The sequence below is a fragment of the Pedobacter sp. BG31 genome, from assembly GCF_042464845.1.
Lineage (GTDB): Bacteria > Bacteroidota > Bacteroidia > Sphingobacteriales > Sphingobacteriaceae > Pedobacter > Pedobacter suwonensis.
Map to the genome: position 1 here is coordinate 97,755 of NZ_JBHNZK010000017.1, position 22,965 is coordinate 120,719.

Below are 22,965 nucleotides of genomic sequence, written 5' to 3' on the forward strand. Positions count from 1 at the left end.
AATTTTTAAATGCTACATTTTTGATGGCAATTTGTAATTTAGCGAACTAACCAAAAATTCATAAAATGATAAATAAAGTGGTATCTGGTGCTGAAGAGGCTATCAAAGATATATCAGATGGTACAACCCTTATGCTCGGTGGTTTCGGGCTTTGTGGGATTCCGGAAAATTGTATTCAGGCGCTGGTAAACAAGCAGGTAAAAAACCTCACTTGTATTTCTAACAATGCTGGTGTTGACGATTTTGGTATTGGTTTGATGCTGAAACAACGGCAGGTTAAAAAAATGATTTCATCTTATGTAGGCGAAAATGCAGAATTTGAACGTCAATTGTTGAGTGGTGAACTAGAGGTAGAGCTTATTCCACAAGGTACTTTGGCTACCCGTTGCCTGGCCGCAGGATACGGGATGCCCGCAATTTTTACCCCTGCAGGTGTAGGCACAGAAGTGGCAGAAGGTAAGGAAGTCCGTAATTTTGATGGCAAGGATTATTTAATGGAATATGCATTTGATGCGGATTTTGCTATCGTAAAAGCCTGGAAAGGAGATACCGCAGGGAATCTGATCTTCAGATCTACCAGCCGCAATTTTAATCCGGTAATGGCTATGGCAGGTAAGATTACCATCGCTGAGGTGGAAGAACTGGTAGAAGCAGGTGAGTTGGATCCTGATTATATTCATACCCCTGGAATTTATGTACATCGCATTTTTCAGGGTAGGGATTATGAGAAAAGAATTGAACAACGAACTGTAAGAGCAAAATCGTAATGAAAAAAATCATTGCAATTGAAGAAATCGGCATGTTTCTGCTGGCAGTATTTGCCTTTTCAAAGCTATCCTTTCAATGGTGGGTATTTCCGGCACTCTTACTTGTCCCCGATTTAAGTATGTTGGGGTATCTGGCAGGTTCAAAAGTAGGTGCGTGGTGTTATAATTTATTTCATCATAAAACAATTGCAATTCTAACTTTCCTGATCGGATTTTATTATAAGGTGCCGGCATTGCAGTTATCGGGCATCATATTGTTTGCTCATTCCAATATGGATAGGGCGCTGGGCTATGGTTTAAAATATAGCGATGCATTTAATCACACACATTTAGGCTTAATCGGAAAAAATAAATAATGGCATTTTCAAAAGAAGAGATCGCACAGCGCATCGCTAAAGAAATAAAAGACGGATACTATGTTAACCTGGGCATCGGCATACCTACGCTTGTGGCCAATTATATTCCAAAGGGAATTAACGTCGTATTGCAATCAGAAAACGGCTTATTGGGTATGGGACCATTCCCTTTTGAAGGGGAAGAAGATGCCGATTTAATTAATGCAGGAAAACAAACCATTACTACCTTGCCGGGGTCGTCTATTTTTGATTCTGCCATGAGTTTCGGGATGATCCGCGCACAAAAAGTAGACTTGACCATTTTAGGTGCCATGGAAGTATCAGAAAATGGAGATATCGCCAATTGGAAAATTCCCGGTAAAATGGTGAAGGGAATGGGGGGAGCAATGGATTTAGTGGCATCAGCCAAAAATATTATTGTAGCCATGCAGCATATTAATAAGGCCGGAGAAAGCAAGTTGTTGCCAAAGTGTACTTTGCCTTTAACCGGGGTAAAATGTATCAAAAAAATTGTAACTGAACTGGCTGTGCTGGATATTTTACCTGAAGGTGGTTTTAAACTTTTAGAGCGTGCACCAGGGGTAAGTATCGGGTTTATACAACAATCTACAGCTGGAAGATTAATCGTGGAGGGCGAAATCCCTGAAATGAGACTGGATTAATTAGTGGCTGGCAGAGACACAAGCTACGGCGATTGTGATTTCCATTTTGTCAGGTTGGGGCAGGCCGAAACGCTTTCAATTATATTACAGCAAGTTTTCAACTCCGCTCGGGCTGACAAAAGCTATAATAATCAAAAAGGAGTCAGGCTCTTAAACCTGACTCCTTTTTGATTTACTGTATATCAACCAGAACGCTATTTCTTAAATTATTTGAAATATCTTCTGTGATGGCAATGATTTCATCGGGTTCGTTGGTATTGTTCATCACTACCTTATTGCACTCGTCGCGGTAGGGTAACAGGTATTCTTTATAAGCCGGCACCACGTGGTTATGCCATTTATAAAGTACATCATCTTCAGGGTAACCACGTTCTAAACCATCACGTTTAATACGGCGGTCTAAAGCAATATGCTCATCCGCATCAACAAAAATAGTATGATCCAATAATGCTGCAATTTCTTTGAAGTGAAGAATAAAAAGGCCCTCTACAATAATGATAGGGGCTGATTTGATTTCCAGGATTTTAACAACAGCCAATGGATTGTTGAAGTTGTATTCCTTTTTATAAACCACTTCGCCGTTGATCAGCTGTTTAATGTCTTTTAAAAACTGTTCGCTATCAATGGTTGAGGGTAGGTCAAAATTGTACAATTTGTTTTCTTCCTGTGTCATATCGCCAGCCGGAATGTAATAATCATCCTGCGATACAAGGGTTACTTCATCCTGTTTAAAATGATGGAGAAAGCAGTTTAAGAAAAATGTTTTGCCCGATCCGCTTCCACCGGCAATACCAATTATAAATGGTTTTTTGTTTACACTCATTGAGCACTATAAGTTAAATTGCAGAAAAAACGTTTGTCTAAAGCTCCCAACGAATCGGCTACTGCTTTAGTCATCACAATAATAACATCTTTTGTAGATTCGTTCTCTGTAAATTTACCAACAACTTTTGCAAAGGTAGTACGGTTGGTCATAGGGTTGGTAATCTTAATTACCCTTCCTACAGGTGCTGTGCGGTGTAAAACCAACATTTTCGTTCCGTCTAAATCCTGGTCTGCAATCCATACTGCAGTTCCTTTTTCTTCAATCTGGCTTAAGCCGTATACGCTCGGGTCGCGGCGGAGTTTAGGATCTTTAACCATGGTACTATCTGGCTCATTTTCCTGTTCTTCTTTTGATAAATCATTTACCGATCTTGGCTGTGGCGGCTTAGGAATAATCAGTTTCTGATCAACTTTGATATTATTGTCATCCAGTTTATTTGCCGTTCTGATCTGATAGGCAGTCAGGTTATATTTTTTAGCAATGGAAAAAATGTTTTCACCAGTAGCTACCGTGTGGATAAAACTTTCTTCCTTGCTGGCTGCAGGAACTTCTTTTGTTGCTGTTGTTTCAGCCTGTTTTTCTTTTGGTACCTGAACATCTGTAATAATTCCTCCAGGTACCTTCAAAACCTGTCCGATGGTAATGGCATTATCAGGAAGATTGTTCATTTTTCTGAGTTGGTAGGCCGTAACGCCATACTGCTTGGCAATGGTAAAAATCGTTTCGTTTCTTAAAACAGTATGGGTGCCTGCTGCCTCGGTAGGTTTGCTTTCCTGTACCGGTTTCTCATCAGCAGTCGCTACTACTTTATTTTCATCAACATTTTTAGTGGCGGGAATTTTAAGCTTCTGCCCAATCCGGAGGTTATTGCCTGACAAATTGTTGGCCCTTTTTATTTCTTCAACCGTAGTGCCATATTTCTCCGCAATTTTTCCTAAAAACTCTTTTGCTGCAACGGTGTGTTCAATCATGGTTTGATCGGACGGAGGCGTGTTGCTTACCGTTGATGCTGTATTGGTTGTCGCAGGCTGGCTCACTGGCGGTTCGGCTTCTGTAACCTGCGTTCCGTTTTTTGCCGGTATTTTTAAAACCTGCCCAATACTTAAATTATTGCTTTTTAACTGATTTAATGCCTTAATTTCATTGATGGTGGTGCCATATTTTTCGGCCAGCATGTTCAGGTTTTCTTTCGGCTTAATAGTGTGTTCAATTACGTTGCCGGTTGTTGCAGAAGTTGTTTCCGTATTCGATGATCCGCTAGCCGTAAAAGGAATATTGGTAGGTACTTTGATAATCGCCCCAACCTGTAAATATTTATTGTTGTTAAAAGCCATGATATCCTTCGGAGATACATTGTATCTTCTTCCAATAGAATAATAGGTGTCTTTTGCTACAGTCTGGTGAACGATGAGTTTTTTTCCATTATTGTTTTCTACACCGATAGAGTCTCTCGCTGTATTGGCTTTTGCATTTGCAATATTTAAGGCAAATAATACAACAGCAGATAAATATATTTTATGCATTTATTTCTATATAAATTTCTAAATCAAGGAGCGCAATTATACGAATAATATTGCTAAACATCTTAAGTCGAACGGTTGGCTTGCGATTAATAACAGGATGATTTTAATCTTTCAATAATGTTATATTGTTCATTTACAAATATTTGTAATATCTTCGTTTTGCTATTTATTAGCTATTAAACGATTGAATAAATAACGTATTGTTCAAAAGACAAAATTGAGCAAACTTTTATAAATTCCGTTTGTTACGTTCACATCAAAAACAATATAAATCATAATAAAATGGACGCGAAAGAAATAAGCTTGAATGAAAAAGAAGTTAAACCAGTTGTAGATCTGTTAAACGATTATCTGGCTAATTACCATATTCATTATCAAAAATTAAGAGGCTGCCACTGGAACATTAAAGGGCAGAATTTTTTTACGCTTCATGTAAAGTTCGAAGAATTATATTCTAATGCGCAGTTGACCATTGATGAGATTGCGGAACGTGTATTAACATTAGGTAAGCCACCTCACAGTCGCTTTGCCGATTACATTAAGGAATCGAAAATTAAGGAAGTGGATACCATTGGCATGAAAGATTTAGATATGGTTGAAGCCATTTTAGACGATATGGCCACACTGATCGAGTTGGAACGTGAAGTAATGGAAGCATCTGAACAGGCTGGTGACGACGGAACCAATGACATGGTAAACAAGTTTATGCAGTTTAAAGAAAAAAATACCTGGATGTTACGTTCTTTCGCTGGTAAGAGATAGTATTACAAATAGTAGGTTATTGGCCTTATATAAGTAGATTTATTGTAAAATATGCTTATATAAGGCTTTTTTGTTTTATAGAAAGTCTAAATATTTATCTTTGAACATGGCATACAAAAGTTTAGCAGCATGTGTTTCAGATCTCGAAAAACATGGTCATTTGATCAGGATAAAAGAACAAGTAGATCCTTATTTGGAAATGGCCGCGATCCATTTACGGGTTTACGAAAATAAAGGTCCGGCTATTCTATTTGAAAAAGTGAAAGGAAGCCCGTTTCCTGCCGTTTCCAATTTATTTGGAACTTTAGAGAGATCAAAGTTCATTTTCAGAGATACCTTACCCAAAGTGCAACAGTTGGTTGCCTTGAGGAACGACCCCATGAAGGCGTTAAAAAATCCTTTCAAATATGTCGGTTCTGCAATGTCAGCTTTATCTGCACTGCCGCTAAAAACACCTTCTGCTAAAAATAAGTTTATCAAAACCAGCATCAGTCAGTTACCACAGATTGTGAACTGGCCTATGGATGGAGGACCTTTTGTTACCATGCCGCAGGTATATACTGAAGACATAGAAAAGCCTGGCGTAATGAATGCCAATTTAGGTATGTACCGGATCCAGCTGGCTGGAAACGATTATATTCGTGACAAAGAGATCGGTTTACACTATCAGATTCATAGGGGCATAGGCGTGCATCAATCGAAAGCCAATGCGCTGGGGCAACCCCTAAAGGTGAGTATTTTTGTCGGCGGCCCGCCATCACACCCGCTGGCCGCTGTAATGCCCTTGCCAGAGGGATTGTCTGAAATGACTTTTGCCGGCGCACTTGGCAACAGGTGCTTCCGTTATTTTTATGATGATGAAGGTTTTTGCATTTCTGCAGATGCTGATTTCATCATCACAGGAACCGTATATCCCAATGAAAATAAGCCGGAGGGGCCTTTTGGAGATCATTTGGGATATTATAGCTTAACGCATCCGTTTCCTTTAATGAAAGTACACAACGTGTACCATAAAAAAGATGCCATATGGTCATTTACGGTGGTTGGTCGTCCGCCGCAGGAAGATACCAGCTTTGGCGCACTGATTCATGAGATTACAGGTTCGGCCATTCCGCAGGAAATACATGGTTTAAAAGAAGTACATGCAGTAGATGCGGCAGGTGTACATCCCTTGCTTTTTGCCATAGGTAGTGAGCGTTATACACCTTATTTAAAAGAAAGAAGGCCGCAGGAGATTTTAACCATAGCAAATCATATTTTAGGTAAAAACCAGTTGAGCCTGGCTAAATATCTTTTTATTGCAGCTCAGGAAGATGATCAGCATTTAAGTACGCACCATATCGACGATTTTATAAAACACGTACTGGAACGGGTAGATTTTAGCAGAGACATTCATTTTTACACTAATACCACCATTGATACCCTTGATTACAGTGGCGACGGATTAAATAGTGGATCGAAGGTTGTTATTGCTGCAGCAGGGGAAAAAAAACGCGAATTGTGGGATAAAATTCCTGAAGGACTAAGGCTGAGTCACGATTTTAATCAACCAAAAATAGCGATGCCAGGGATTTTAGTCCTGCAAGGCAATAAGTATAAAAATGCTGAGAAAACGGCTGCTGAAATGGCCATGTTAAACATGGCACTAATGAATCAGGATTTATCGGGCCTACCATTAATTATTCTGGCTGATGACGCATTGTTTACCGCTGCAACGGTTAATAATTTTGTTTGGGTAACTTTTACAAGAAGCAACCCTGCAGCAGATATTTACGGCATTAATGATTTTACCATTAATAAACACTGGGGCTGTAAAGGACCATTGGTTATTGATGCACGAAAAAAGCCCCACCACGCACCAGAATTGATTAAAGATGCAATGGTTGAGGCTAAAATAGATGAGATGGGTAAAGAGGGTGCAAGGTTATTTGGAATGATATAACCTGAAAATCCTACTAATTATGCGAGTATAAGACATGGTTTTAAGAGTTGTTTATTACTATTGATGTAATAAAATAAAAATTAAATACCACAAAAATTGGCTGCACCTTTTAAAATCATTGTTGCGAGAAAACCTACAACCAAAGTGAGGATCATCGGATTGATGGCACCTATCCCGATTGTAGCCGCTATTGCTGATAATGCAACAGTTAATATTTTTTTCAATCCCGCTTCTTCGTCAATCAGTTTTTGTATTTCAGCATAGATTTTACAAAGAATTTTTTTTATCTGGCTTGCCGTTTTATTTCTGCCCAGCCATTCAAGGAACCTTCAAAATGGATTCCACATTTCATAGCCAATATTTGATGAATATGATACGCTCATCATATTTGCAACCATATCCAAATTCGGTTTGTCGTCTAAATCTTTATCAATTTCCCAGTTAATGTTGCTTCGCATATATCCTACCGGATCTTTTGAGTCAACAGTTGCCTTTAACTGTTCTGATAATACATCTAAGTCAAATTTTTGATTTAATTCTCCAAGTGAACTCATTTTTAAATTCTTTTAATTCTAGTGCCTACTCTTTTTGGTTTTCAGCTTCCCCATTAAACCAATTGCTCATTCAAAACTACCATAGAAACCATATCTAAATCAAGCGTGAAAGCGCTCGAATCTGTACGCGTGAAAAACGCAATGCACTACCGTAAAATCGCTGTATTTTAAAATAAATAGAAGAGGTTTAAAGAATGTGATACTCAATTTAAATGCGTTATGGCTTGATTTTTAAGGCGTTGAAATGCTGTTTGTCTGAGTGGGGTATGGTTGGAGAATTTTCAATTTCAAATTTTCATCCTGTATATTTAGGTATAAGTTATTTATAAACCTCAAACTAAATTAAAAGCTATGGAACCATTACCAAAAACATTTGTTACCAAACAGGAAAGTAATTATCGAGAACTATGGTTCAATAATTACAAGTATCCAATACTGAATGTCATTACATCTTTGCAGGAAGGTGAACAGGAAACCAGAAAGATTGATTTTGTGAATATAGATGCAGCAATTGATTTTTTTACCAAATTAACCGAAGGGCTTAAAAAAGATGATGGAGTGAGAGTATATTTTGCCTCTCCATCAAGAGATGGAAATGTATATAAAGATAAATGTGGCGTACTTACACTCATTTTTGTCAAAACCAATGGCGTAAATCATCTTGATGATAAAACTTATTACGCTTTCAATGGAAAAACCTTCGATAAGATTGAGGAGGATCAAGCCAGACTTTGGGTTCATAATTATCAAAACATAAAACTTAAAATTCTTTTTGAAACCCTATCAGACAATGACCGAACTTATTTTATCCATGAAACAAAGCACGTGTGGTTTAGTTCGGAGCAGATGATACAAACTCGTGATGAAATGATATACCAAAAAGGTAAGGCGGGAAGTATGGTAACTGGGTTCGGTATCCGTTTTGTATCATACACGAACCTGGCCTATTCTTTTCCTAAACCGGTATCAGGCGCAGAAGATAGAAGACAGCGTCTAACAATCGGTTTTACCTTTATGAGCAAGAACAGGGATATTGGTATTGAAGATATTGATAGTGAAGAGTTTAATTATAGGTATGAATTAACTGTAAATAGATTTATTGGCGATACTTTTGATACCGGAGATCCCACACCACCGCCATCAAATGATAATATGGCAGCACTTGATGTCTCAGATCAATAGGAAATACTTATTTTAGATATGTATTTAAATTTTATGTATCTCAAATATCTATATCTTATCTCGCTGGGGGTATCCGCCATCACAGGTATTTACCAAATGAACAAAATAACAAGGCAACTCAAAACAGTTGCTTTGTTATGCACTTATACTTTTTTGCTGGAATTGAGTGTGTTTTTATTCAGGCAAAATTTTGGTTATCAGGGAAATATATTACCCCAGTATAATTTTTTTATTCTGGTGGAATTTATGTTCTATGCTTATTTCTTCAGGCAGATTGTCAAAAATACCTACGTGCTAAAAGCAATAAACCTATTCTTGTTTATATTCCCGGTGCTCTGGTATATATTTAGTTTTTATTGCTTTAATATCTTGCAGTGGAGTAGCTATTCTTTTGTGTTTGGCGGAACAACGATTATTTTTTTTGCGCTTATCTACTGCTACGAGAAATTAACATCAAACGAAACAACTTCACTTTTAAACGAAGGTGGATTCTGGGTTGCTATCGGCTTGATTGTGTATTATACCTGCGTTGTACCCTATATGGGAATGTTCCATTATTTAACCGCAAATTATGAGCAGTTAGCGGTCAAGCTGAAAAAATTAAATCTAATCACCAATATCATCATGTATTTATTGTTTGCTTACGCTTTTTTATGCAAAACGATCAAGACAGAGAAGTACTCTTCGTAATTATTCCCAGCATCATTATTTTTTTCGCACTGAGTAGTGCGATTGTTTTCTTTATGCTCTATTTTCAGAAAAAGAAATTTCAGTATGCAAAAGAAAAAGGAGAACTGGAAAAACAGTACGGCGAGCAGTTGCTGCAATCGCGTTTGGAAATGCAGGAGCAGACATTTGATACCATAAGTCAGGAAATACATGATAATGTTGGACAGTTACTTAGCTTGGCTAAACTGCAGTTAAGTTTGCTGGAAAAAAAAGAAGTAAGCGATAAAGTTTTGGTCACCGAGATTAAAGGGAATGTGGGCAATGCGCTAAACGATTTACGTGATATTGCGAAAAGTTTGAGTACGAGCCGCATCCAGGAGTTAAGCCTGGTGCAGGCCATTGAGCAGGAGCTGCAACGCATAAGCAGGGCAGGGGCAATTGTAAGCAAAGTTGAGGTAACCGGTAAAGAGCAGCACATTACCGAACAGAAGAAAATAATCACTTTCAGGATTGTACAGGAAAGTTTGCAAAATATTTTAAAGCATGCCCAGGCCACCAAAATAGAGGTCGGATTTGATTTTTCAGAACAGCTAAACATCACGATTGCAGATAACGGTGTCGGTTTTAGCACCGTTGAAAAAGCCAAAATTGATACCGGATTAGGTCTTTTGAATATTGTAAAGCGCGCTAAATTGATTATGGGAGAAGCGACAATCGACAGTGTGATTAATAATGGAACAAAAATTACCTTAACTATACCTTATGTCTGACCAGATTAAACAGATAGCCTTGGTTGATGATCATGTATTATTTAGAAAAGGATTGGCCGCATTGATCAGCTATTTTCAGGGCTATAATATCTTATTTGAGGCCGCCAACGGCCAGGATTTTATCAGACAGTTAGAAATATATGGTGTACCAGACATTGCGTTGTTAGATATCAATATGCCTGAAATGGATGGCTATAGCACGGCTTCATGGTTGCACAGGAATCATCCCGAGGTAAATATACTTGCGTTAAGTACAATGGATGCCGAAACGGCCATCATTAAGATGATTACCAATGGTGCTAAAGGTTATGTGCTGAAAGATGCTGAACCTGAAGAACTTAAAATGGCTTTTGATGAGGTATTAAGCAAAGGCTACTTTTACAATGATCTGGTTACCCGAAAGGTCATGCAATCGTTGAGTGCTTTATCACCTGGTTCAAAGCTATCAGGTTTTGTAAAATTAACTGAACGGGAGATGGAATTTTTAAAACATACCTGTACAGAAAAGACCTATAATGAAATTGCAGCAGAAATGTTTGTGAGTCCGCGTACCATTGATGGGTATAGGAATTCACTTTGTGAAAAACTGCAGCTCAAAAGCCGTACAGGATTGGCTTTGTATGCGGTAAAGCATGGAATAGTTAAAATTTAGAAAGAGTGATATGTTGCATAGTAAAGCAAAACAATTTAAATATCTGTGTGCTAATTATCTTCACCAATTATAGCAATCAAGTTTACCAATTTGGATTTATTTGAATAATTAAAATAAAAAGCTGATTTTTAAGCATACTAATATTATGCTTTTAAAACCTTTGCTAATTCTTTTTTTATCAGTGTTGTTTCATGTTTCAGCAAAGGCACAAAATCATCAACTCGATAGTGTGGCTACAAACCTGAATAGTTATGGTTTGAGTAATCTCCAATCTAGCCTGTTTGTACATTTTGATAAAAACATTTATACCAATAGTGAACAGGTTTGGTTTACGGGTTATTTGTTGAAATCAGTGCTACCTCTAGATAACCATCATACACTTTACATTTCTTTAGTAAATAGCATAGACAGTACTGTTGTATTACAGGAAAGATTTCTGATACAGGATGGATTTTCATTTGGGAGCTTTAATTTGCCCGATTCACTTTTAAGCGGATCCTATAACTTTGTCGTTAATACAAATATTCAGGCTAATGGGAAGATTGAAGCTATGTTTATACAGCCTGTATCCATCATATCTAATACAGTAAATATGATGGTTCCGCATTTTAGTTTAATAAAGAAGGGCATTCATGCCGCTGCTGATAATGTGCTGCTTAAAGTGTTGACCAGTGACCATCATTTTGTTGAAAATGCAGAAATTGGTTATGCTTTCGGAAAGTCAAAAGTAATATCACATGGCCATATAAAAACCAATAACATAGGCGAGGCAGTTATTCCTTATCCAACTGTAAAGATAGATAGCACCAATAATATATTATCTGTATCTATCAAAAAGAATAAAGATAAAAGGCATATTAAATATGATTTACCTTCGCCTGAGATTAGCAGATATAAGGTTAACTTTTACCCCGAGGGTGGGTATCTTGTTAACGGATTGCCCAGCAGGGTAGGGTATGAAGTTCGGGATTTAAAAAATGCTCCTGCTCAGCTCAAGGCTTATTTATTTGAAAATGACCTACCCGTTGACAGCTTTTCTACAGATTTTTCCGGAGTAGGTATATTTAGCATTTTGCCCAAGGTTGGATATAGATATTCCCTTCGATTGATTTCATCAAATGACCAAAATCAGTATGAACTTCCCAATATTCTTAATCGAGGTTTGGTAATGACAGCCGCTGATGCGGTAGTAGATCGTGATCTCAGGATAAGCTTACTTGCAAATCACGACACAAAGATTTATGCCGTAATCCACAACGGTAATGAAATATCTCTGCAAAGTGAGCTCGGGCTTAGCGGTGGACTTATTCAGAAACTACGATTTAATCTTGATTCTGTGAAACCCGGCTTAAACAAAATTACGATTTTAGACGCCGGATTTAAGCCCTTGGCTGAGCGTCTCTTTTTTGCGCATCATGATCAATTGGTTAGTCTCAATTTGAAAACAGATAAGAGTCTTTATGAAAAAAGAGATAGCGTAAAACTAACGCTCGACTATCATAGAAAAGGATTAGATAGTATAAATGGATTTGTATCCATTTCATGTGCACAATCCAATCGCTTTTCCAGTGTAAATAATAAAAATATTGTCGATTATGTATATCTGGAAAAGGAGTTAGCTACGTTGCCTTATGATTTTTCTTCTGTAAAAATCAAAGACAAAGCCTATTTAAATAAGGTTTTTTTAATAAAGGGATGGCGTGGCTACCAATGGCAACAGACACCAATTAACGACTCAATTGTTTTCTCAAGTAGTGAAGTTAAAGGTTGGGTGTCAAAAGGAAAAAGTACGATTAAATCGCCGATGGAATTACATACTATTGCCAAAACCAATATCAATTCCTTTAGTACCGATAGCAGCGGAAAGTTTACCATTCCGTTTTCAAATCTCATTATCGATGATAAAAGTGATGTTTGGCTAAGCATGAATGCCCGAAACCCCGCAATATTTTCGATAAAGATTGATGATCCATTAGCGCAGATCAAAACCCAGTTGCAACAGACTTCTTTCGGAAATCCAGACAAACCTGTTTCGGGGATGATACAAGATGCAGCGATAAAGGTATCTGCGGGAATAAATTTGAAAGAGGTTGTTATTGCAAAGAAAAAAGACAATTTCAACACGGGAGTTTTTTCCAATCAACCCAGAGTGAACCGGTGTGGCGACTACGTATGCGAGTCTAATATTTTAAATTGCGTTAATCATGCTGGAGATTCTCGGAACAGACCAGCAAAACCTAACGGTAGATATCGTGATCAGGATGGTAATCTGGTTACCTATTTTGGTTGCCAAATAAAGGAGGTGGATGCCAATATTTCTATCATAAAGGGTATTCAAATGCCAAAAAAGTTTTATAAATACGATGTTTCAAATATGGATGAACCCATAAATGCAACAACTATTTATTGGAACCAGCAAGTAAAATTGAGCAATACAGGAAAAACACCTGTCAGCTTTAACACAGGCGATTTAACCGGGGCATTTAAAATTGTTGTACAGGGGGTAACGGATGGGGGTGTGGTGTATGGGGAGCAAGAGATTTTGGTGAAGAGTAAATAAAAACAGCTTCAGTTTTTAAGCTGAAGCCGTTTTTATATCGTTTCTAAACTTCATTTTTATCGACTAGAATAGAATTCATGGGAGTTAACTCTTTTCCATTCATTATCATTTTTACTAGAAAATTTTGGATTAAAGAAAACTCGGTAGTGCAAAAATGTATATGCGATCAATACCAGATAACTAGATTCTTACGATTTTTAAATGATGAATTTATATTTTTCGAGGCTCAATTGCAAGGTAAATAGCTCCACAGCTAACTTCATTTGTAATGTAATTGTATCCAATAACAGTGCCATTTCTACCTGTGTATGTATATTGCTCCTTTCTTAAGATTATTGGAGATCCAAACTCTAAAATACCTTCCCCAAGTTCATCGGATCCTCTTGTTGTTTTATATTGATATGTTGAGCTTGAAGTTGTTTCTTGAGTTATACCAAATTTATAGCCTACCTTAACTTTTTCTCCAAAGCCTATCTCATAGTTAAAATTTGTTGCAAATTTTGTTGATTCATTAAAGGTTGTTATAATTTCTTCTGACGGATCATATTCACTAACAATAAATTTCCATGCTGCTCCATAATTTTCAAGATTCCAAGCAACTATAGGCTCATTCAGAATATAGTCTTTTGGTGTCAGTCCATCAAATCTAAGTTGCGTACTTCCCGGACGTCCTGGCACACCTTCAGTTCTATATTTGATATCATATAAGTCAGAACCTCTTGCAGATATTACTTTATTCAATTGAGTACCTGCGCCATTTTTGGCATTGATTAAAATAGAAATTCTTATATCAAAATATCCATCAGTCCAATTTGTTACATAACCTCCTCGCTCAGGTCTAGGTTGTACCCACTGCTCGCTAACGGTTGGATCTTCGGCCTGATCACTTATTCTAGTGTAGTTGCCATCTTTCATTCGGATTGATACAATATGCTCAATCATCCTATTGTTGAATTTTCCTTTATCGATACCAAGGTTAGGATTTAAACCATAGTATATATAATCCCGGTGCCAATCTAGATTAATATTAAATGCCTCTATAACTGAAGGATCTAGTGCGTTGGGTTGATTTGTTAAATTTACATTCACAACCCTGCTGATTTTATTTTCGTTAGTTAAAGCCAGTTTATTAGCGTTGGATAAGCTGGACTTACTTAAGGACGATTTTTCCATTCCATTGAATGCCTCATTGCTAAAACTAAAGCTCATATTATCTTTCGAAAGAAAGTTTGATGGATTAGATTCAACAGATGTTCTTAATAGGGTAGACGATATTGGTGACTTATCAATATTGTTAATGCTAACGTTAACCCTTTCATTTTCTTTTACAACTACTACAGGAAAGTTCGGTATGGCACCATAGGCAATTTTAGTTATTTCGCCTTTTGAATTATATAAATCAATATCCCTGAAATTCTTGTTTTCTGGCGAAATTGCTACTTGGGGTATCTCAGATTCTGTTTTCCAATTAATAGGGGTAAAATTGGGTAATTCGGGAACCATAATGGTCAAAGTTGGTAAGCTGTTTATTACTGAATCTAATGTTGTTTTTGATTCAGAATATTTAGACATTATCTGATAAAAGGTTTGGTTTTTTGTGATTTTTTCATCTTTTACCATTTGAAACAGAACATCATTATCCATGTCAAATTGCTTTAAAGCTTCATTTCTTATAAATAATCTTAAGTTAGGTTCTTTCTCTAGTGCTATAGCTAAAACTCTTGAGAAAATAACTTTTGCACTCTGTTTTTTACTAGGCTCTGTATTAAGAGTCGATCGTTCTTGATTTTTTTCTTTCTTGCATGAAAATAATAGTGCAAGCATTATTAAATAACAGATTTTGTATTTCATATCGAATTTATATTTAACTGTAATGATAGTTAAAATACATGATATGTGTATTGTTATACATTATTACATAATTTATATTTACAAATTTTGCAGTTTAATATAAAGGTGTGTTCAATGAAAAAAAGCCATAAAACGTAAGTCTTATGGCTTTAGCGAATTTAAAAATTATAATTAAAATCTTACCCCAAAAGTGAAGTATACATTATTTCTGTTACTTTTTACCTCTGCCAGGGGTTCAGTTCCATCGTTTAGTTCGTATGGACTTGAGTAAAAATTATTTTTGTAGTTTTGATATGCAACATCGAAATAATAATTATCTATACGATATCCGATACCACCCGTGTAGTATTGACCTTTAAAGAAATTGTTGTCACCATCTTTAATACCACTTCCATTTACTCCATAACCTGCACGTAGACTTAATTCATTAGTTACTTTTACCTCAGCGCCGGCTCTATAGTTGATAGTTTCTTTATAATTATTTTTGATAAAAGAATTGTTGGCATTGATGGTTGAAATATCTGAGCCGTTAGCATCAGAGAAACGCATAGAAGAATAATCTACATAATCCACATCAGCTGATATTAAGGCAGTACCTGCAATAACATAACTGATACCAGCTGAAGCTTTAAGTGGTGTACGTAGGTTATATGTGAATGCATAATATTGAGTTGGATTGTTAGATTTGGTTGGTCCTGTATTCGCATTTCCTGCAGTGGTAGCTTGCAAAGTCTCACTGGTATTATCTTCAATGTTCATCCAGGTTGGTGTCTGGAAATTTAAACCGATTCTTAATTCGCTAACCGGTCTGAAAATAGCACCTAATTTCAAGTTAAATCCACCGCCTTTGGTTTCCTGGTTCCTGAAATGGTTAAGGGTATAATTTTCATTTCCGTTGTAGGTAGGTACAGCGTCGCCATCATTATAAGAATTAACAATACCTGACTCAGTAAATGCCGCGTCGCTGGTGTACCTTACATTAACAAAACTTGCTGTAGCACCAATGTATACCTTATTGCCAAAATTAAGTGCACCAGCCACGTTAAATTCCGAAGTGGAACCTAACCTCGATTCGTTCCAGTTCTGTTGGAAACTGGCATTATTATAAGGCTCGGCAGAATATCGGTTCGGATAAGTAGGGGTGTTTTTATTAATCAGGAAACTGTTGTAGGCATCACCAGCAATGCTGTTTGATACACCGAAATTATTGGCCTGATCTACGTAAGAATCCCTGATGGAGCTATTGGTATTTAAACCATTGTAATTGATGTTATTCAAAAAATCATTGTTGCGGGTATAGCTTAAGCCAAATACCGTACTTACTAAACCTTTATCTACAGCAGATCCTTTCATTTTAGCTGCGGGGCTGTAAAAAACCACGCCAATATTATTCAGATTTATCTGGTTCTTGTTGGCTTTCGTGTTGTTTCCAAGATAAGCACTGTTATTAGAAACTGAATTAAATTCGGGTGTGATGCTAAATTCCGATTTGGTAAATAAGCCTAATCCGGCAGGGTTGGCATTAATAGAACCGATGTCTCCACCAACGCCGATTTGCGCGCCGCCCATTCCTTTAAAACGGGCAGAGCTACCATAATTGGTTTGAGAGAAACGGAATGCATCAGGTGCATAACTTTGGGCATATGTTGTTCCCATAGCAGCTACTGTAGCTACTAGAGAAGCCAGGATTATTTTTTTCATTTGTGTGTTTAGATTTTATAATTAACCTCTTCCAGCTCTTGATGGTCTTGAGCCACCACCGCCGCCACCACCAGTAGAGCCACCGCCGCCGCCGCCATATGATGATGGTGGAGGAGAATAAGTTGGTCTGCTTTCGGTTCTTGCAGGAGGGGTATAACCTTCATTTCTGGTAGGTCTGCCACTTTGTGAACCTTGCTGAGGTGAATAATTACTGTTTCTGGTTGGTCTGCCGCTTTGCATGCCGTCATTTTGGCTATAGCTACCCTGGTTTCTAACCGGCCTGCCGGCATTGTTGTTTGGTGCGTAAGATACGCCTCCGTTCTGATTCACGATACCACTTCTGCTTGGCCTTCCTAAGTTACCACCATTTCCATTGCCATATCTAGGGGTACCTCTGTCATTACTTCCTGGCCTTGGTCTGAAATTGTTGTTGGTATATACACCGCCACCATAATATCCGCCGCCGATACCCCAGCCTCCGCCGTAGTATCCACCGCCCCAGCCAAAACGGTCATAATAGGAGTAAGGTCCCCAGGCGTTCCATGCCCAGGGGTTATTCCAGCCGTAACCATAGTTGCCATAATAGAAGGGGTTGTTCCAGATACTGCCCCAGCCCCAGCCGCCACCAAAGCCCCAGCCGCCTAAACCATAACCGCTGTTCCAGCCCAAACCAAAACCTAAATAGTTGGAAGGGCCATAACTGTTGCCATAATAGTAGTTATCGAAATACGGGTCATAATAGCCCTGAAAGCTGTATCCGTTATGAAAACGGTTGATCCTGGAAGCATAATCCATGTCGTAATATGGATTGCTAGTTCCATAGTACTCATCATATTCTTCCTGACCGTTGTTTTGATTCTGCGCCTGTTGATTTTGAGCAGGAAGAACAACTTCCACCTCTCTGGCTTTCGCTACAGAATTATAAACATCATCAACCGGCTTTGTCTGAGCCAATTTGGATGTTGAACATGAGGCCACCATCCCAGCGGTGGCAATCATGACAATGGGTAAAAATTTAATTGGTTTCATTGTGTTTATATTTAGTTGTGTGCGTTTACTTATGTAATAAACAAATCAAAAGTAAAGAATTATTGCCTATTTTTTTGATCGAAGAACAGCTGTAAAATATTTGAGGTTGTTGTTAATCGTTTGTAGGCATAAATTTATAAATTTGCCATTAATTTTACACATTTTAACGTACAAATTACGTTCCAAATACATAAGATGAGCAAAGAAATTACAAGTAGAGAAACAGATTATTCCCAGTGGTATAATGATATCGTATTGAAAGCCGACCTTGCAGAGCATTCTGCGGTGCGTGGCTGCATGGTTATAAAGCCCAATGGCTATGCCATATGGGAAAAAATGCAGGCCATACTCGATAAGATGTTTAAAGATACCGGGCATCAGAATGCTTATTTTCCATTATTCATCCCAAAGTCATTTTTTTCAAAGGAAGCCTCTCACGTAGAGGGATTTGCGACAGAATGTGCTGTTGTCACACATTACCGGCTTAAAAATGACGGTAATGGCAATATCATTGTAGACGAAACTGCCAAATTGGAAGAAGAATTAATCGTCAGGCCAACTTCAGAAACCATTATCTGGAATACCTATAAGGGGTGGATCCAGTCGTACCGCGATTTACCCATACTCATTAACCAATGGGCCAATGTAGTAAGGTGGGAGATGCGTACAAGGCTGTTTCTGCGTACGGCTGAATTTTTATGGCAGGAAGGACATACGGCCCATGCTACTGCAGAAGAGGCGATTGAAGAAACCGAACGTATGTTGCATATCTATGCCGATTTTGCAGAAAACTGGTTAGCCGTTCCGGTAATCAGGGGTCGTAAATCTCCGAATGAGCGTTTTGCCGGTGCGCTCGATACCTATTGCATTGAAGCACTGATGCAGGATGGTAAAGCGCTGCAGGCGGGTACTTCGCACTTTTTAGGACAGAATTTTGCAAAAGCTTTTGATGTTAAATTTACGGGCAAAGATGGAAAATTAGACCATGTATGGGCTACATCATGGGGCGTTTCTACCCGTTTAATGGGGGCATTGATTATGGCCCATAGTGATGATTCCGGCCTGGTTATTCCACCGAAACTGGCACCGGTACAGGTAGTTATTGTTCCTATCTACAAAAGTGATGAAGATCTGTCCAAAATCTCAGCATACGTTAACGAATTAAGTTTGCGTTTAAAAGGTATGGGCATTTCGGTTAAATATGACGACCGTGATACACAACGCCCGGGCTTTAAATTTGCAGATTACGAAATGAAAGGCGTGCCTGTGCGCATCGCGATTGGCGGCCGTGACCTGGAAAATAAAACGGTAGAAATTGCCCGAAGAGATACTAAAGTTAAACAAACAGTACCGCAGGAAGGCCTGGATATTTACGTAGCCAAATTATTGGAAGATATTCAGCAGAGTATGTTCAACAAGGCATTGGCTTATCGCGATGAACATATCACCGAAGCGAACAGCTACGAAGAGTTTCAGGAACTGCTGGATACCAAGGCCGGTTTTATTTCGGCACATTGGGACGGAACGCCGGAAACGGAACAAAAAATTAAGGAAGAAACGAAAGCAACTATACGTTGTATCCCTTTGAATAATAAACTGGAAGATGGCGTTTGTATTTATTCAGGAAAGCCGTCTACCCAAAGGGTATTGTTTGCAAGAGCATATTAGGTCGGTTTTAGAGTGAGATATAAGATTTGAGAGAAAACAAATCTTGTATCTCACATCTATTGTCTCAAATCTCAAAACTAAAAAAAAATGAAATTCGCAACTAAAGCCATACATGCCGGGCAAGAGCCTGATCCAACTACTGGTGCCGTAATGACACCCATATATCAAACCTCCACCTATTGGCAAAAATCTCCCGGAGATAACAAGGGCTACGAGTATTCAAGAGGAACAAACCCTACCCGTAAGGCTCTGGAAGATTGTTTGGCCGCATTAGAGAATGCCAAATATGGCTTAGCCTTTTCCAGCGGGATGGGCGCTACTGATGCGGTATTAAAATTATTGCAACCGGGGGATGAAGTGATTACCGGAAATGATCTTTATGGTGGCTCATACCGTATTTTCACTAAAATATATAGCAAATATGGCATCAAATTCCATTTTCTGGATCTTTCCAGGCCAGAAAATATGTTGCCTTATATCAACGATAAAACAAAGCTGGTTTGGATAGAAACACCAACCAATCCAACCATGCAGATTATTGATATTGAAGGGGTAGCAAAAATTACCAAGGAGAAAAACCTTATATTAACTGTCGACAATACCTTTGCCTCGCCATACCTGCAAAACCCTATTGATCTCGGTGCCGACATTGTGATGCATTCGGTAACCAAATATATCGGTGGCCACTCTGATGTGGTAATGGGGGCGTTGGTAACCAATAATGAGCAATTGTATAAAGAGCTGTGGTTTATTTACAATGCCTGTGGTGCAACACCGGGTCCGCAAGATGCCTTTTTGGTTTTAAGGGGCATTAAAACGCTTCATCTCCGGATGAGGGCACATTGCGAAAACGGGGAGCGTATTGCACATTATCTAAAAACACATCCAAAGGTTGATAAAATCTATTGGCCGGGTTTCGAAGATCATCCTAACCATGCGGTGGCTAAAAAACAGATGCGGGGCTTTGGAGGCATGATTTCGATTACGTTGAAAAACGCTGATCTGGAAGAAACCTTCCGGATTTCATCTAACTTTAAGGTATTTACACTTGCCGAATCTTTAGGCGGGGTAGAATCTTTAATCAATCACCCGGCTACCATGACGCATGGTTCCATTCCAAAAGAAGAAAGGGAGAAAGTTGGGGTAACAGATAATCTGCTGCGTTTAAGCGTGGGGGTAGAAGATATTGATGATCTTTTGGAAGATCTGGAACGCGCATTGGCTTAAAATTCTATCGGGCATTATGGTGATCATTTGCCCGGTTTTTTTATTTTTTGTAAAGCAGCTGCCGTGCTAAGGTTAGTTTTCGTCCGGCTTTACCCTACATCTTTTTGCCGAAGTGCCGGCTTTATCAAATCTCCAAAACAAAAAAGGATACCGTTTCAACCCGGTTTAGTTAGCTGCTGATGTGCTGCTGTTTTCGTAAAAAATAATTACCCATATGCAATTTCTGGAGCTAAAGAATTTTCTTGACCGCAAAGTCGAGCAGTACAATCATCCTGATTTTATCGCAAACGATCCGGTTTGCATTCCGCATCTTTTTGATAAAAAACAGGATATCGAAATTGCCGGTTTTTTTGCTGCGGTTCTGGCCTGGGGTCAACGGAAAACCATCATCAGTAAATGCCGCGATTTGCTTAACCGGATGGACAATGCCCCATACGATTTTGTGCTGAACCATAACGACAATGATTTAAAACGGCTGCTTCACTTTAAGCACCGTACCTTTAACGATACAGATCTTCTTTATTTTATTTCGTTCTTCAATATGCATTACAGCCGGTTTGATAGTTTGGAACAGGCTTTTCTGCCGAAACAGGAAGTATTTCCTGACGCCTGTATCAAGGTAGCTAAAGTGGTAAGCTATGCCGCGCCCGAGGTTTGTTTAGCCGGGCAGCTCCAGGCTTCCATTGAGCAAAGCCTCAATTATTTCAGGCAGTATTTTTTTTCGCTTGATGATTTTCCGCACCGTACCAAGAAGCATATCTCTTCACCAGAGCAAAAATCAACCTGCAAGCGTTTAAATATGTTTTTAAGGTGGATGGTCAGGGCTGATCATAACGGCGTTGATTTCGGGATCTGGGACAGGCTGAAGCCTAAAGATCTGATTTGCCCTTGCGATGTACATGTAGACAGGGTAGGGCGGTTGTTAGGTCTCATTAACCGAAAGCAAACCGATTGGTTAACAGCGGTAGAGTTAACTGCCCGGTTAAAGGAATTCGACCCCTCAGATCCGGTGAAGTACGACTTTGCATTATTTGGCCTTGGGGTAGAGAAAACGTTTTAATGTCATTTTGAGTGATAAGTGATTAAAAACTTCTTTTTTAAAATCAATGTGCTTATTATTACAGGCAAATTTCTTTAAAAGGAAAAATTTGTCTATCCGAACCCTAATGCTATGATTGCAGTTAATATATCTGATGAGGACAAGTGGAAAAAATACAACAATTCTTCGCCACTGATCGATATTTTCAAAAAGTTTCATCCGTTAAATGATGAAATTGAAAGACGCATCAATAAGCATACGTTTCCAGTCAGCTATAGAAAGAACAAATACGTCATTTCGCCGGTTGACCGCAATAAATATCTGTTTTTGATTGTAAAAGGCGTTGTCAGGGGATTTATAAAAGACGGAAGTACCGAAATTACCACCTGGATTGCGAAAGAAAACGAAGTAGTGGGTACCATACGCAATTTATGGTTAGAAAGCGAATCAGATGAATATTTACAGGCATTGGAAGATGTTGATTTGATTGCCATTCCGCACGTTCTGTCAGAACACCTGTACGAGAACTTTACCGAAGCGAATATTGTGGGCAGGAAGATGATGGAGTTATATTACCGATCGGCAGAAGAACGGGCCTATCTCTGCAGAATTTCTTCTGCTGAAAAACGATACCAACGGTTCCTGGTTTCTTTTCCCGATCTTATTAACCGGGTTTCACTAAAATACATTGCTTCTTTCCTCGCCATCAGGTTGGAAACACTGAGCCGTATCCGTGCCAGGATCTGATCATTTTTAATGAGTTTTCTTTGCTTCTGTATTTCATGTAATGGCGTTAATCAGTATGTAGTATTAATAACACCCTTAAATATTGAGTTGACTTTTGTCAATAAAATATTTTTTATACACGACATCAGATTCAGCTACGTTTTTTCTTTAATATGTAGTATTGGGTATACATTGGTGGCCGTTCCTGTTTAAAATGTTTTCCCTTATATGCGTCAGCAACCAATACTGATATTTTATTTTTCTCCTCAATCCAAAAGTGTTTTTTAGATCTATGTTGGCTGTTATCTGTTTGATAAACAGTAGGTTATTTTCTTCGGTTTCATCATGCTTATAGCAAAATCATATGGGGGCTGCTCATGCGTAATGGCAGTGTAAAAACTGCTAAAAAGGTAGTGGTAGCAGCGGTCAACAGGCAGGTGTATAGGGCCTGGGTTAGAGTGATATATACAGGAAATTCATTGATTGTTCAGCTGCATAT

The 22,965-nt window shown here is 38.4% G+C and carries 21 protein-coding genes; 14 read left to right on the top strand and 7 right to left on the bottom strand.

What is annotated here, in order from left to right; translation table 11 throughout:
• The first annotated feature begins 65 nt into the window (after positions 1–65).
• Genes ACFE6N_RS18625 through ACFE6N_RS18635 form a run of 3 tightly spaced genes read left to right on the top strand, consistent with a single transcriptional unit; the run spans position 66 to position 1,785 of the window.
• The gene (locus tag ACFE6N_RS18625) at positions 66–767 is read left to right on the top strand and encodes a CoA transferase subunit A (RefSeq protein WP_378938904.1); all 702 of its coding nucleotides are present in this window, start codon (positions 66–68) and stop codon (positions 765–767) included.
• Positions 767–1,123 carry a DUF4260 domain-containing protein gene (locus ACFE6N_RS18630; protein ID WP_378938906.1) on the top strand — a complete coding sequence of 119 codons (357 nt, stop codon included), beginning with the start codon at positions 767–769 and terminating at the stop codon, positions 1,121–1,123. The genes ACFE6N_RS18625 and ACFE6N_RS18630 overlap by 1 nt, the downstream gene beginning before the upstream one ends.
• Complete coding sequence (locus tag ACFE6N_RS18635; RefSeq protein ID WP_378938908.1) at positions 1,123–1,785, top strand: CoA transferase subunit B; 663 nt, start codon at positions 1,123–1,125, stop codon at positions 1,783–1,785. Before ACFE6N_RS18630 ends, ACFE6N_RS18635 begins: the two co-directional genes overlap by 1 nt.
• A 172-nt stretch (positions 1,786–1,957) precedes the next feature.
• Here ACFE6N_RS18635 and ACFE6N_RS18640 read toward each other — a convergent pair whose 3' ends face one another.
• The gene (locus ACFE6N_RS18640) at positions 1,958–2,608 is read right to left on the bottom strand and encodes a uridine kinase (RefSeq protein ID WP_378938910.1); all 651 of its coding nucleotides are present in this window, start codon (positions 2,606–2,608) and stop codon (positions 1,958–1,960) included.
• On the bottom strand, positions 2,605–4,134 hold the full coding sequence (locus ACFE6N_RS18645) for a LysM peptidoglycan-binding domain-containing protein (protein WP_378938912.1): 1,530 nt from the start codon (positions 4,132–4,134) through the stop codon (positions 2,605–2,607). The genes ACFE6N_RS18640 and ACFE6N_RS18645 overlap by 4 nt, the downstream gene beginning before the upstream one ends.
• A 282-nt stretch (positions 4,135–4,416) precedes the next feature.
• Here ACFE6N_RS18645 and ACFE6N_RS18650 point away from each other — a divergent pair, with 282 nt between their 5' ends.
• Both ACFE6N_RS18650 and ACFE6N_RS18655 read left to right on the top strand, forming a co-directional pair.
• Positions 4,417–4,896 (top strand): Dps family protein, encoded by a 480-nt coding sequence (locus ACFE6N_RS18650; protein WP_090987034.1) that lies wholly within the window; start codon positions 4,417–4,419, stop codon positions 4,894–4,896.
• A gap of 106 nt (positions 4,897–5,002) precedes the next feature.
• A complete protein-coding gene (locus ACFE6N_RS18655; protein ID WP_378938916.1) occupies positions 5,003–6,838 on the top strand; it encodes a UbiD family decarboxylase in 1,836 nt (611 codons plus the stop codon).
• An 80-nt stretch (positions 6,839–6,918) separates the two neighbouring features.
• On the opposite strand, the gene ACFE6N_RS18660 is transcribed toward ACFE6N_RS18655, so the two are convergent.
• Positions 6,919–7,062 (bottom strand): hypothetical protein, encoded by a 144-nt coding sequence (locus ACFE6N_RS18660; protein WP_378938918.1) that lies wholly within the window; start codon positions 7,060–7,062, stop codon positions 6,919–6,921.
• Between the two features lie 105 nt (positions 7,063–7,167).
• A complete protein-coding gene (locus ACFE6N_RS18665) occupies positions 7,168–7,392 on the bottom strand; it encodes a hypothetical protein (RefSeq protein ID WP_378938920.1) in 225 nt (74 codons plus the stop codon).
• Between the two features lie 351 nt (positions 7,393–7,743).
• Between ACFE6N_RS18665 and ACFE6N_RS18670 the strand changes: the two genes are divergently transcribed.
• The 5 genes from ACFE6N_RS18670 (at position 7,744) to ACFE6N_RS18690 (ending at position 13,225) form a co-directional block, all read left to right on the top strand.
• Complete coding sequence (locus ACFE6N_RS18670; protein ID WP_378938922.1) at positions 7,744–8,574, top strand: hypothetical protein; 831 nt, start codon at positions 7,744–7,746, stop codon at positions 8,572–8,574.
• A gap of 96 nt (positions 8,575–8,670) precedes the next feature.
• Positions 8,671–9,264 (top strand): hypothetical protein, encoded by a 594-nt coding sequence (locus tag ACFE6N_RS18675; RefSeq protein ID WP_378938925.1) that lies wholly within the window; start codon positions 8,671–8,673, stop codon positions 9,262–9,264.
• On the top strand, positions 9,228–10,013 hold the full coding sequence (locus ACFE6N_RS18680) for a sensor histidine kinase (protein ID WP_378938927.1): 786 nt from the start codon (positions 9,228–9,230) through the stop codon (positions 10,011–10,013). Before ACFE6N_RS18675 ends, ACFE6N_RS18680 begins: the two co-directional genes overlap by 37 nt.
• The gene (locus tag ACFE6N_RS18685) at positions 10,006–10,665 is read left to right on the top strand and encodes a response regulator (RefSeq protein ID WP_378938929.1); all 660 of its coding nucleotides are present in this window, start codon (positions 10,006–10,008) and stop codon (positions 10,663–10,665) included. Before ACFE6N_RS18680 ends, ACFE6N_RS18685 begins: the two co-directional genes overlap by 8 nt.
• Positions 10,666–10,810: 145 nt before the next feature.
• The gene (locus ACFE6N_RS18690; protein WP_378938931.1) at positions 10,811–13,225 is read left to right on the top strand and encodes a hypothetical protein; all 2,415 of its coding nucleotides are present in this window, start codon (positions 10,811–10,813) and stop codon (positions 13,223–13,225) included.
• 210 nt (positions 13,226–13,435) lie between these two features.
• On the opposite strand, the gene ACFE6N_RS18695 is transcribed toward ACFE6N_RS18690, so the two are convergent.
• The 3 genes from ACFE6N_RS18695 to ACFE6N_RS18705 form a co-directional block, all read right to left on the bottom strand.
• Positions 13,436–15,076, bottom strand: a complete 1,641-nt coding sequence (locus ACFE6N_RS18695) for a hypothetical protein (protein WP_378938933.1) — start codon at positions 15,074–15,076, stop codon at positions 13,436–13,438.
• 171 nt (positions 15,077–15,247) lie between these two features.
• Positions 15,248–16,777, bottom strand: coding sequence for an OmpP1/FadL family transporter (locus tag ACFE6N_RS18700; RefSeq protein ID WP_378938935.1), 1,530 nt, complete (start codon positions 16,775–16,777; stop codon positions 15,248–15,250).
• 21 nt (positions 16,778–16,798) lie between these two features.
• A complete protein-coding gene (locus ACFE6N_RS18705; RefSeq protein ID WP_378938937.1) occupies positions 16,799–17,806 on the bottom strand; it encodes a hypothetical protein in 1,008 nt (335 codons plus the stop codon).
• A gap of 195 nt (positions 17,807–18,001) precedes the next feature.
• Between ACFE6N_RS18705 and proS the strand changes: the two genes are divergently transcribed.
• The 4 genes from proS to ACFE6N_RS18725 all read left to right on the top strand — a co-directional run bounded on the left by proS (position 18,002) and on the right by ACFE6N_RS18725 (position 22,487).
• A complete protein-coding gene (proS, locus tag ACFE6N_RS18710) occupies positions 18,002–19,474 on the top strand; it encodes a proline--tRNA ligase (RefSeq protein WP_378938939.1) in 1,473 nt (490 codons plus the stop codon).
• An 87-nt stretch (positions 19,475–19,561) separates the two neighbouring features.
• Entirely contained in the window at positions 19,562–20,701 is a 1,140-nt protein-coding gene (locus ACFE6N_RS18715; RefSeq protein WP_378938941.1) for a cystathionine gamma-synthase, read from the top strand.
• Positions 20,702–20,915: 214 nt separating this feature from the next.
• Positions 20,916–21,761 carry a TIGR02757 family protein gene (locus ACFE6N_RS18720; RefSeq protein ID WP_378938943.1) on the top strand — a complete coding sequence of 282 codons (846 nt, stop codon included), beginning with the start codon at positions 20,916–20,918 and terminating at the stop codon, positions 21,759–21,761.
• A gap of 111 nt (positions 21,762–21,872) precedes the next feature.
• Positions 21,873–22,487 (top strand): Crp/Fnr family transcriptional regulator, encoded by a 615-nt coding sequence (locus tag ACFE6N_RS18725; RefSeq protein WP_378938945.1) that lies wholly within the window; start codon positions 21,873–21,875, stop codon positions 22,485–22,487.
• Positions 22,488–22,965: the final 478 nt, after the last annotated feature.